This window comes from Metabacillus endolithicus, from assembly GCF_023078335.1.
GTDB classification, from domain to species: Bacteria; Bacillota; Bacilli; order Bacillales; family Bacillaceae; genus Metabacillus; species Metabacillus endolithicus.
Map to the genome: position 1 here is coordinate 1 of NZ_CP095550.1, position 12354 is coordinate 12354.

At 33.0% G+C, this 12354-nt stretch carries 8 protein-coding genes and 1 pseudogene; 2 read left to right on the forward strand and 7 right to left on the reverse strand.

Annotated features, from left to right (window positions below):
* The first annotated feature begins 305 nt into the window (after positions 1 to 305).
* Positions 306 to 1663, forward strand: a pseudogene (locus MVE64_RS00005) (IS1182 family transposase).
* A gap of 171 nt (positions 1664 to 1834) precedes the next feature.
* Here the strand turns inward: MVE64_RS00005 and MVE64_RS00010 are convergent.
* The 4 genes from MVE64_RS00010 to MVE64_RS27230 form a co-directional block, all read right to left on the reverse strand.
* Positions 1835 to 2887 carry a DNA cytosine methyltransferase gene (locus tag MVE64_RS00010; RefSeq protein ID WP_247342460.1) on the reverse strand — a complete coding sequence of 351 codons (1053 nt, stop codon included), beginning with the start codon at positions 2885 to 2887 and terminating at the stop codon, positions 1835 to 1837.
* On the reverse strand, positions 2888 to 3640 hold the full coding sequence (locus tag MVE64_RS27220; RefSeq protein ID WP_281730427.1) for a DNA cytosine methyltransferase: 753 nt from the start codon (positions 3638 to 3640) through the stop codon (positions 2888 to 2890).
* Positions 3637 to 4110: a DNA cytosine methyltransferase gene (locus MVE64_RS27225; protein ID WP_281730428.1), complete on the reverse strand. Its 474-nt coding sequence runs from the start codon at positions 4108 to 4110 to the stop codon at positions 3637 to 3639. Before MVE64_RS27225 ends, MVE64_RS27220 begins: the two co-directional genes overlap by 4 nt.
* 896 nt (positions 4111 to 5006) lie before the next feature.
* Positions 5007 to 5135 carry a hypothetical protein gene (locus MVE64_RS27230; protein WP_281730429.1) on the reverse strand — a complete coding sequence of 43 codons (129 nt, stop codon included), beginning with the start codon at positions 5133 to 5135 and terminating at the stop codon, positions 5007 to 5009.
* A gap of 587 nt (positions 5136 to 5722) precedes the next feature.
* Here MVE64_RS27230 and MVE64_RS00020 point away from each other — a divergent pair.
* The gene (locus tag MVE64_RS00020) at positions 5723 to 10924 is read left to right on the forward strand and encodes an AAA domain-containing protein (RefSeq protein WP_247342462.1); all 5202 of its coding nucleotides are present in this window, start codon (positions 5723 to 5725) and stop codon (positions 10922 to 10924) included.
* Positions 10925 to 10963: 39 nt separating this feature from the next.
* On the opposite strand, the gene MVE64_RS00025 is transcribed toward MVE64_RS00020, so the two are convergent.
* The 3 genes from MVE64_RS00025 to MVE64_RS00035 all read right to left on the reverse strand — a co-directional run bounded on the left by MVE64_RS00025 (position 10964) and on the right by MVE64_RS00035 (position 12347).
* A complete protein-coding gene (locus MVE64_RS00025; protein ID WP_247342464.1) occupies positions 10964 to 11191 on the reverse strand; it encodes a YdbC family protein in 228 nt (75 codons plus the stop codon).
* Positions 11192 to 11479: 288 nt separating this feature from the next.
* Entirely contained in the window at positions 11480 to 12013 is a 534-nt protein-coding gene (locus tag MVE64_RS00030) for a DUF4357 domain-containing protein (protein WP_247342467.1), read from the reverse strand.
* A 103-nt stretch (positions 12014 to 12116) separates the two neighbouring features.
* Entirely contained in the window at positions 12117 to 12347 is a 231-nt protein-coding gene (locus MVE64_RS00035; protein WP_247342470.1) for a GIY-YIG nuclease family protein, read from the reverse strand.
* Positions 12348 to 12354 lie beyond the last annotated feature (7 nt).

The window sequence follows — 12354 nt, forward strand, 5'->3', positions numbered from 1 at the left end:
TTCAGCTTTTGCTTGTCCTCTAATCTTAGATGAAACGGCATCTTTCCAAACAAGATTTCCATCATAGTCTACTTGCCATCTTTCCTTACTCATAAAATTAACTCTCCTCAATATAGTAAAAATTTACATGTAGTGTTTATTATACACAAATTATTTAAAAAACGTAAGATTTAGAAAAGACAAAATCAAAAAACTACATGCAGTATTTGCATGTAGTCAGACTGTAGACAAACTCATGAAAAATGAGTTTGCTTACAGTCTTTTTTAATTTAAACTTGTATTAAGAAAATCTTAAGGTGATAAATATGCTTTCGAAACACAATTCCATACAACGAGATCAAATTGAAATGATCGCTTTAGATCAACTTGTGTCAGCGGACCATTTGGTTCGCAAAATAGAGGCTGCGATTGATTTCTCTTTATTTATGACTTAGTGGAAGATATGTATTCTGAAGTAGGCCGCCCGAGTATAGATCCAGGCTTTCTGATTAAACTAACCTTCATTCAATATACCTTCGGTATTCGTTCAATGCGAAAGACAATTGAAGAGGTTCAAACAAACATGGCCTATCGATGGTTCTTAGGCTATGGTTTCCATGATAAAGTACCGCACTTCTCTACCTTCGGGAAGAATTACGAACGTAGATTTAAAGATACAGATATATTTGAACAAATATTCTATCGTATATTAAAGAGTGCTGCCGAGAAAAAACTTATTAGTGCAGAACACATATTGATTGATTCTACTCATGTAAAAGCTAGTGCTAATAAGCATAAATTTCAGAAGAAGGTTGTACGGAAAGAAACAAGAGCTTACCAAGAGCGTCTTCAAGAAGAGATTAATCAAGATCATGAAGATCATGGGAAGAAGCCTTTTCCACCAGATAAGTTTGACAAGGCAGAATCAAAAGAAATCAAAGAAAGTACAACTGATCCAGAAAGTGGTTACTATGTTAAAGACGAACGCACAAAACAGTTCGCCTATTCATTTCATGCAGCAGCAGATCGCAATGGTTTTGTATTGGGCGTGGATGTTACACCAGGTAATATTCATGATAGTCAAATTTTAGAGCCATTGGTTGAAGATGTAAGCGAGATAATAGGAAAACCAAATGCTGTTGCTGCAGATGCTGCTTATAAGACTCCAGCGATTACAAAGTACTTAATAGAAAACAATATCATTCCAGCAGTACCTTACACAAGACCACGTACAAAAGATGGATTCTTCCGAAAACATGAATATGTTTATGATGAACACTTCGATTGTTACTTATGTCCAGCTGGGGAAATCTTGAAATACTCTACAACAACTAAAGAGGGATATAGAGAGTACAAATCTCCAAAGCACATTTGCGCAACGTGCCCATTTTTGGCTCAATGTACAGAGAGTAAAGATCACCAAAAAGTGGTGATGCGCCATATCTGGCAAGAATATGTAGAAGAGGCAGACCATCTACGTCATCATCAAGATGTAAAACTGATATATGCAAAACGGAAAGAAACAATTGAACGTGTATTTGCAGATGCCAAAGAAAAGCATGGAATGCGTTGGACAACTTTGAGGGGACTCAAAAAATTGACAATGCAGGCGATGCTTACTTTTGCTGCCATGAACTTAAAGAAAATGGCCAATTGGACTTGGAAAGGTCCAGTAATAGTATAATATAGAGACTCGAAGAGTCTCATTTTCATAAAAGTTGAACGAATATTAATATAATATCGCAAAAAGGTTTGGAATGTTTTACATTCCAAACCCTTTTTGTCGACAGTCTGACTACATGCAGTATTTGCATGTAGTTTTTTTGATTTTAACATATATGATTGGCTTTTAACTTTATTTTAATGGGACCTCTTCATTAACAAAGTAAAGTTCTTTGAGTTTTTTTGCGAGTGTTGAACTTAATAAAGGTGGAACAGCATTACCAAGCTGTCTCCACTGTTCTTTAAAATCACCTTCCAAATGATACTCATCCGGAAATGTTTGTAATCTCTTTAATTCTTCAATTCTTAAAAATCTATTTTTCCAATGAAAAGGGCCTTGATTGTTTGAAAAACTAGCTTGAATTGTCCAAGATGGTCGATTTGGCGATAATTTTAGTAAAAATGTCCAATACCTTGATTTCCACTTAAATAATGGGTTAGGATGTCCTCTTTTTTCGGTGAAAAATAAATAATTATCGCCAGGTGGAATCTCTTTTAATAAATCGTAATGTTTTGCACCTGGTCTTTGATTCATTTCATCTTCAGTAATCGTGTCGTAATCAGACATAACATCACCAGCAGTTACCCAAGGTAATTTGTCGCTATTTTCTTCATTTGAATGTGTTTCCTCAGGAAATACAAAATCAGGTAATTCGCCTTTTACCCCTACACAGATAAATCTCTTTCTTGTTTGGGGTATACCATAATTAGCACAATTTATTACCTTGAAAACTATTTTATAGCCTAATTGTTTAGATCTCTCTTTTACATATTCCAAAGCTTCTTTATGTGTTTTAAACATAAATCCATCAACATTTTCAAAAACAAAAACAGTTGGATCTAATTCCTCAACAGCTCGAAAATATTCGGGAACGGCAAAACCAGACGTCTCATCTTCAAATCCATCTTTTTTTTGTGTCAAATAATGTCTTGTTTGGCTATATGGAGGACATGGGGGACCACCAATTAAACAGTCAATTTTCTGTTCTCTAAGCTTGATCCAGTTAAAATCTACCTCTCTAATGTCAGAACAAACGATATGATCAGATATATTATTAGTTTCTAGCGTTTTACATGCTGTTTCCCAGTTATCTGTCGCAAAAACAGTCTTAAAACCATTTTGCTTAAATCCAATATCAAATCCACCGCCACCTGAGAAAAGACTTACAACAGTTAAATCTCTCATTTATATCCACCTACATAAATATTCTACTATTTTTGCCCCTAATAAAGGCGGTACGGCATTTCCTATTTGTTTTCTTTGTGACCTAGGTGATCCCATGAAAACATAATCTTCTGGAAATGTTTGTATTGCTGCTAGTTCTTTTATTCTTAATCTTCTATTCGTCCAATGAAATGGTCCTTCGTATGAACCTGGACTCGCAATAATTGTCCAAGAAGGTAAATTAGGATGAAGTTTTAACAAAAATGTCCAATATCGCTTACCTGCAACAAATTTAGGGTTTGGATACCCCGCTCTTTCTGTTAGGGCAATATAATTTTTGCCTGGCGGAACAGAGCAAACTTCTTTTTCATATTTCCCTAAATTCAACTCTGTCGGCTCAGCATATGCAGGACTATCAAATTTACCTATCCAATCGATTACTCTTTCGTGTGGTAAAAGATCAGGATTAGACTCTCTATCTTTATCTATACCATGTGTAGGATCTAGATAATCATAAATCGGTTTTCTACTAGCTACAAAAAATACTCGCTTCCTTTTTTGTGGTATCCCATAATCAGCTGCATTAAGTCTTAATAGAACAAAATGATACCCTAGGTCGTCCATTCCTTTTTCTATTGCTTCAACAGCTTCTTTATTGGAAGGGTGTAAGATGCTTTCTACATTTTCTAAAATAAATCCATCTGGATTAAGTTCCGCAATCATTCTAAAATATTGCCCAATCATATTTCGAGGATCTGAATTTGCCTTCCTCATTTTATTGGTAACCCAATATCCTGCTTTGGAAAATGGTTGACAGGGAGGCCCCCTAGCAAGATTAACTTTTTAGGATTATTCTCGTGCAAAACGGCTTTGTAATCATTTGCAGACATGTCTGATATATCCTTATAAAAGTGCTTTGTATGTGCAAAATAGTTGTTAGCCTTTAAAGTCTCTACACTATCTTTATCAAAATCCATACTCGAGATAACTTTTACTCCAGCTAATTGTGCACCAATGTCCAAACCACCGCCCCCAGAAAAGAAGCTAATAGCCTGTACATCTTGATTAAAATTATTGATCAAATCGTCATTACAAAGATATCCCTTATGTGAAAAAGAAAGCTTAATATTACCATCTTTGTCTTTTTGTAGACCTTCAGAAAATCCCTTCAGCTGCTCTTCTTGTATTAAATTCAAGGCTTCTTTCTTTATTTTATAACTTTTCTTGTTACTTACTTCTATCATGATAACAACCTCTCGATACAAGTTATTTCAACGTATTAGTCAAACTTGTTTATGTTTTAGCTTTGGCGTAGTATTAAAAATAACAAATACACGAGATCGGTCGTTTGGTTTCTAATCCAAGCGGTAAGGAAATCGTGTTTTTATCAAATTCAACAATATATAGTCATATATCCTATTATTATTTTAATTATTATATTTACCAGATTATCATTATATCATATTAAAACAGAAAGCTTTGTTATAAATAATTTCTGAAATTTGTAAAAGAGCCTCAATTATTAACAATTTTGTCATTTATATAATTAAACCACCAAGAAGGCATGTACATCAAATGAAAATATCAACTTTTTATAGCATAAATAATCATTATAAAACATTAATTTATCAAAAGTAGTTGATAGATTAAATAGCTAACCCACCAGATTTGAGTGGAGACTTATTGCTCTATTTCCCCGCTCATACGTTCTATATGTTGATAAGACTGAGACTCTGGTGCACAACTAGAAAGAGGTGGTCAATTTCATAGTTAAATTAAGAGTGAAGGTGTTTCTAATAAACAGAAGGAAATGGTGAATCCTTCAGAATAGGGAAAAATGCTCTTTTGTAACTTCTGCATTTCGAACAGTCTATTACTCTACGTATGACATTGATGGTAACAGCTGTACAAGGTGTTGCTAAACTTGTGACTCATATAAATAATTAAAACAAGACGACACAAGGGACAAGGCCAGTTGTGTTATAATAACAAATCTTTAATACTGGAATATGTTCTTGCTGTAACATTTTTGAAGCGGTACTAAAAAACTTTTGCTTTCCCGTTCTTATCCCAGTAATCATAACAACGTTAAAATATTGTTTTGTATTCAATTGTGGAATATCAGAATTCCTTGTTTGAGTTAATTTTGAATGATTTCCCTTGCTAAAGACTCAATCTTCCTACCACTAAACGTCTCAATACTCGCATTGTTTAATCCTCTTTCTTCTCCTCCATTGTTTTCTGGAAAAGACCAACCGATGTTAGACATTTACTTACCTTCTGTATTTATATAAATTGGTTCCGCAAAATTTATTGAAAGTCTAAATTGAAATTTTAGATAGCTGATAAGGCTACTTTATTCCAAGTTCTGTTTTCAATTATTGTTTTTTAGCATAATTAATCTGTAAAATATTTTTCATCTCTAGATTTCAAAAAGCTACCTGATAATGCTAGAAATCAAGAATATGATTCAGTTTTATAGATTACTATTATTATACCATGCACAAAGTCCTGTTTTCAGTAGATGATGTAGGATAATAATAGGATCTATATTAGTATCGAAATACCACCTTTAATTCTGAGCATTAATTAAGACAAAGGATTAAATAGGAATGCCGTCTTAAGGAATTATCTCCTGTTTATGTTTACCTTGACTTTAGGAAAGTAAAAATATAGAAGATTTTCGTTGAGATCTCAGCACTACTTCCTTTTATAGCAATCCAAATGAATTAACATCCATTAGATTTAATGACATTTCCTCCATACAATGAATTAATTTCCAATTAATTCAAGTTAAAGAAATGTTAAAATGTATTTATTATTTTTGTATAATAAACTAAGAAAAATAGATTTGAGGTGGAACCAATTTCTACAATATCATTAAATGATAAAGCGATAAATTTGATACATTATATTAAAGAACTTTCTCAACTTAAACAAAAGCCTGTTTCTAGTTATAAGAATTACGAGGACGTATTATGGGTATCTAAGTTTCCGAATGAGACAGAATGCTTAGATTTTTTTCGGAATAATACAGATGAGTGGCTATATGTTAAAAAGCCGGTTTACCCTACTAAACCCAGTGTTCCAAAGGAATTAGAGAATTGGTTACTAATTGATGTTAGAACTTACTTGTTTAAAGTAAATAAAAGTGTCTTGAAGGAACTACTTATAGATGATAAATATGTTAGTAAAGAAGAATTTCTAGAAGATAATCCAGAAATTATTGATAAGATTGATGAATTTAAAAATATGATTTGGGAGCCATTTATACAAGAGGCAAAGCGAGTAGATGAAATACAAGCTCTTTATGATCGACTGTTTAAAATATATCAATATCTTCAAAGTAACTCTGAATCAATGGAACTTGTCGTAAGTACTGGCCTTCTTCAGTGGAAGTTGAGTCAAAAAGAGGTAGTTGAACGTCATGTACTTACTTCAATTGCAGAATTAAAGTTCAATAGTGAGAAAGCTGAGTTCACTATTATACCTTCATTCAAAGGGAAAGTTTTTGAATATGAAGAAGATATGCTTTTAGTGGAACATCGTCTTACAGGTGCTATCAATAAAGAAATAGAGAATCTTTTGTCTGAGCTAAATGAAGAATTGTATCCCGAAATAAATTCTATCTTACAGAACATTGTTCATTCTTTGGACTCTAAAGGCACATATTATGACACTCTTGAGATCCCAATTTCTTTGTCAGATATACCAACGATATCCTTAAGTCCTGCCTTTATTTTACGTAAAAAGTTGCAAAAGAGTTTTCAAAAGGCCTGTCAAACAGCAATTGAAGAATTACAAAACCAAACTGAGCCTTCTCTCATACCGAGTAACTTGTTTAATATGTTTGAAACTTCTCCTACTAAAAATGTTGACACAACTGAAACAAATATGGAGACTACATTCAAAAAGGCACAAGAATTTTACTTTCCACTTCCGTCTAACGAAGAGCAAAATAGAATTATCTCTACTTTAAACAGACAAAATAGTGTACTTGTGCAAGGTCCACCGGGGACAGGTAAAACACATACAATTGCAAATTTAACCTCTCACTTATTAGCTACAGGAAACCGAGTCTTAATTACAAGTCAAACGGCAAAAGCTCTAAGTGTTTTAAAAAGTAAATTACCGAAAGAACTTCAAGATCTTTCTGTTAGCCTTTTAGGTGGAGACTCGACGTCAATGAAAGATTTAGAGAAGGTTGTAACCACAATTTCCACTAATAGAGAACTATTTGATCTTAAAAGCATGGAAAGAACAGTTTCAAAGAAAGAAATGGAATTAAAAAATCTTAAAAGCAATTTGAGTAAAACAAAATCAGATTTGATATCCATTCGGGAAGAAGAAACATATGAACATCAATTAAGTTCAAGATACAAAGGTACTGCCCAAAAGATTGCTGAAATCGTATATAACCAGGAAAACATTTACGATTGGTACAGGGTACCTGTAACGTTTGACACTCCTTCTACTTTCTGGGAAAAAGAAAAAAGAAATGCAATTGAATATATACGTCTGAAAAGTATTAAATTAGAAACACCTGATGGTTATGAACAATTTGAATACCCTAAAATTGATTGGGATTTTCTTGAGGCATTAACCTCTGCAATGAAAGAAGAAGCAGAACTTATTGAGTCTTATGAATTATTGAAGAAAAATGAAAGTAATGAATTAGTATATAGCCTTTTATCACTAGATAACAACGAACGTGATGAGTTAAAAGTAACTTTACAGAATTACAAACAACTGGTTAAACCATTACTTTTTAGTAATTATCCCTCATTGGGGAAAGTGATTAAAGACATATTCACTAATCATGGGTATATTTGGGAAGAACTTGTAAATAATCTATCATCATACCTTAAAATAATTAAAGAGAATAAAGATAAATTTGAGGAAGATTTAGTGTCTACTGAAAATATAACCACACAAGAATTAAAGAAAATGTTCGAAGACTTACATGAACATGTTTCTAATGGTGGTACTCTAGGAAATTTTTTATTTAGACCTAAAATAGTTAGTCAGTACAAGTCAAAACTACAAACAGTTAAATACAATAGTGCTGAAATAAAAACAGTTAATCAGATCGAGATTCTTCATGCGTATGCTCAATACAAATATTCAAAAGAAAAAATTGAAGGTTTATTAGTCCCTAATTTTATAAGTCTAGATTCAATAAACAAACAAATGGTATATCTTGAATTTGAAAATGTTCTTTCACAAATAGAGTTAGTACTAGAGATTCATCAATGGCGTAACAAACTAATAAAAGACTATACTTTTTTAACAATTGATACATTTAACGAGGAAATGGCTGACTCATTAAGCCAAAACATTGAAATTTTTGATATCAAACAAAATCTTAAGGAGAAATCTGAGTTAATTGATCAAGTTAGGGAAATGGTTAGATCAAAGATAACTGAAAAATCTCATCCGCTCTACCAAGAATTATTAGACACTATCGAACAAAGAAATTCTAATACTTTCAGAACCTTACATGAACAATATCTCCATTATCAAGAAGTTATGCAACGTGATTCGTCGCTAAAAAATATTTTTATTGAATTAAACATTCATTCAAGTACTCTTGTAAAAACACTTGAGGAAACATTTGCCTCCCCTATCTGGAGTCAGCGTTTTATAGAATGGGATAAAGCGTTTGAGTGGAAACAAGCGCAAAATTGGGTTAGAGAATTCTCTATGAAAGATGAAACAACTCTTTCTATTCAATTCGACCAAATAGAGAAAAATATTAAAGATACTGTGATTGAAATTGGTTCTACAAAAGCTTGGATTAGCATGCTGAGTAACATGACAGAGACTCAAAGTAAACATTTAAAAGCATGGGTTAAAGCTGTTAAAAATGTTGGTAAAGGTACTGGGAAAAATGCTGCAAGATATAGAGCAGATGCTCAAATGCATATGGAGAACTGTATGGAAGCCATTCCTGCTTGGATTATGCCACTAAACCAAGTTTATGATAATTTTGAAATTCGATCGAATTTATTTGACGTTATCATCATTGACGAGGCTAGTCAATCATGGCACGATGCTCTTCTTTTGAAATTTATGGCAAAAAAATTGATTATTGTTGGTGATGATAAACAAATTAGTCCTACTAATATAGGTATTACAGATCAAGATATCTTGAAACTACAAACTAAATATTTTAAAGATATTGACTTCCCCTTTGGCAGGGATCTTAATTTAAATACATCCTTCTTTGATGTCGCCTATATTATGTTTAAAGATACTATCACCTTGAAGGAACATTTCAGATGTATGCCAGAAATCATTGGATTCTCTAACAAAATTTCATATCAGTCTAAACCCTTAATACCGTTACGCCAATACCCAGCCAACCGTTTGGAGCCAGTTAAGTCTATCTACCTTCCACATGGTGTGCGAGAAGGATCTTCACAATATGCTTACAATGAAATAGAAGCAGAAGAAATTGTAAAACAAATAAAAAATTGTATAGAAGATCCAAGATATGCTGATAAAACATTTGGTGTTATTTCCTTATTAGGCGCCAACCAAGCAAAACTAATTCAATCAATGTTATTGAAAGAACTTGGGGCGGAACTGATGGAGGAACGGAAAATCATCTGTGGAGATGCCTATGCATTCCAAGGTGATGAACGAGATATTATTTTCCTATCTATGGTTGTAGCGAAAAACGGTAGTACGCGAATCGTTTCAGCTGCAGATGATAAAACCCGTCAACGATTCAATGTAGCTGTTAGCCGAGCTAAAGATCAACTTTGGGTAGTTCACTCTATCTCAATAAATGACATTAACAATCGTAACTGTTTACGATATCAATTACTTTCTTATATCGTCGATCCTTTAAAAGAAGAAACAGAGTCTAACCGAGAGAAATGTGAAAGTGGTTTTGAAAAAAGTGTATTTGATGCCATAACTGCAAAAGGATATCGTGTTATCCCTCAATATAATGTAGCAAATTATCGAATAGACCTTGTAATACAAGGTGAGAAATCAAAATTAGCAGTCGAATGTGACGGAGATCATTGGCATACGTCAGTTGAAGATCGTGAACGAGATTTCCTCCGTGAACGTGTGTTACAAAGAGCTGGTTGGACTTTCTGGCGTGTTCTTGGAAGTACGTATTACAACAATCCAGAAAATGCTTTAGAGAGTCTATGGGAAAAAGTTGATGAAATGGGTATACGTCCATACGTTGAATGGGCACAAAATCAAAGTGATATAAATAAAACAAGTACTATCTCAAATGAAGAACAAAGATTCAAAGAAGAAACACAACCTGAAAACTCACTGGAAAATCAAATTGTGTACAAGAGGAATTTATATGTAGAAGAGAATCAGTCTGTTAATCATGATACAAATTTTCACAGACAGATTGCTAAAGAAAAGATTGTAACAGATGATACATCTAGCATAAATCCTACTCAACAATTGAAGATAGACTTACAAGAAACTGATAACCTAAACTTATATACTAATGAACAATATGAGAATTACAAAAAATTACTTAGAAGTGAAGGCTTTGAAGTTTTACAAGACCAGCCACCTTCTGGAAATCTTTATGTAGTAGGAACAGAACATTTAGAGAGAGAATTAGAATATATCGCACCAAGGAACAACTCATTTACTTTTTATAAAGACGGAACAAGCGTTTCAAATGGCGAACCTGTTTGGGGAATCTTCTTTGACCCTCTTTTGGTAGCTAGTTCCGAAGAAGGACGATTAGAGAATATATCACTTGGGTCTCAGGATTTTCCAATTACAAGTAACACTTTAACAAAAGTTATAACAAATGATAAACTAAAACTTATTTCATTATCATTATCATCTAACCTATCAGTTGAGGAAATGCTTAAAGAATTAGACCATCAAGGCATTGAAATACTTGATTATCGTAAACAAACTGAAACCATTTGGGTGATAGGAGATAAAAACTTACAAGAAACACTAACGAAATTCCGACAGCATAAAATTGTATTCCGTTATATGAAAAATGGCAATGCAACTACAACAAATCGACCTGCTTGGTTTGCAAAAGCCAAAAATTAAAGATAGGAGCTACCGATTAAAGGTAGCTCCTATCTTTAATTATTCCAATTCCGGTAGTTCATTTAAAGCCTTTTTAAGTGCATGAAGCTCCTCAAGAGTAAATGTAATACCTTTACCCATTTTCAACTGATCTTCAGACCAGTCCCTTATATCATATTTCGGGTCCCGGTCATTCCAACTAATCAAATTCAGTTGTCTTTTCCAACCTTTATTACTTTCGGATAAAATAGCCATTGTTTCAATGATTTCGTATTTTATTTCAGCCATTGTTTTGAACCCCCTTGTTAGAAATTAACAAAAGTCTTTTGCTTGCTTTTTGTTAATCTTTACGAAAACTTATTATTTATGTAGTTGGGTCTCTTCTAACTAAACTATTCAAGAGTAATGCCAACCTAAATAAAATCAAGTTACTATCTTTAATGTCCTTTTCTAGTTAGGTCATTATAATAGACATATTATATTTACCCAAGTGGGAAAACAAAAAATGTTAATATGATATTACTTTTTTCTTAAATCTCAATAGCATACAGTATCCTAATAACGCTATGAAACAATTTAGTTACCCTTCCTTTTAATACTATCCAAAGTAATCCCATCAATATTCTTCCACTCAATCCACCCATTCGCATTCCTACCTAAAACAACAGCAGCTGCTTGACTTGGTGAAGAAAATAGATTGTCTCTTCTAAAGGTGTATATTCCATTTACAATTGTAACGATGTTTTCGTTTAGTAGATTCTCTCTTATAGTTATCAAGTAATTATGTATGCTGTTTGATGTCTCTGTGGACATTTGAGAGCCTTCAATAACGACAAATCCTTCTTCATTATACTCTCCTTTTGCTTCTACACCTTTACCCTTACAGAAAAAGATATGATCTTTTTGTATGATTGGGTTATCTGTTTCTTTTGTTTTCCTTAATTCTTCAAATAGTGGGTAGCCAAGGGTGGAAAGTAGTAATTTAATTGTTTCTAGGATATCGTTTAAATCATACTGTCTCCATTCAGGCACAAAGGAACTGGCAGGTACAGTTTGATCAAGTTTATACCGATTTCTATTTAAAGCAATTTCATAGGAAGTACGTTCCAAAAACTTCACATCTGATTTTGTAAACTGATTTTGCTTATTATTTGTAACAATGACAATGGCTACATCCCAGAAGTCTTTATCACGATTATGTTGTTTTAGTCGTTCAAAGCAGTTTTCTGCATTCCCCTATATAGACCTTAGGATTTGCATCATCCTCGTCTTGTCCAAATAGAAAGTAAACTCCTACATTTTTCACTTCAGATCTTTGTCCCGCTTCATCTATTTTATTACGCGGGATTAGAATGGCTTGAACAGTTCTATTGGTGATTTCTGCTATTTTAATTCCTCTTGGTGATCCAAAAGGTAAAAATATCTGTATTGTTCTCCCTGACAAATTTAAC

Coding starts and splice junctions, on each gene's coding strand:
- MVE64_RS00010 (WP_247342460.1), bottom strand. CDS start 2,887: ATGAGAGATTTAACTGTTGTAAGTCTTTTCTCAGGTGGCGGTGGATTT.
- MVE64_RS27220 (WP_281730427.1), bottom strand. CDS start 3,640: ATGAGGAAGGCAAATTCAGATCCTCGAAATATGATTGGGCAATATTTT.
- MVE64_RS27225 (WP_281730428.1), bottom strand. CDS start 4,110: ATGATAGAAGTAAGTAACAAGAAAAGTTATAAAATAAAGAAAGAAGCC.
- MVE64_RS27230 (WP_281730429.1), bottom strand. CDS start 5,135: ATGTCTAACATCGGTTGGTCTTTTCCAGAAAACAATGGAGGAGAAGAA.
- MVE64_RS00025 (WP_247342464.1), bottom strand. CDS start 11,191: ATGGCTGAAATAAAATACGAAATCATTGAAACAATGGCTATTTTATCC.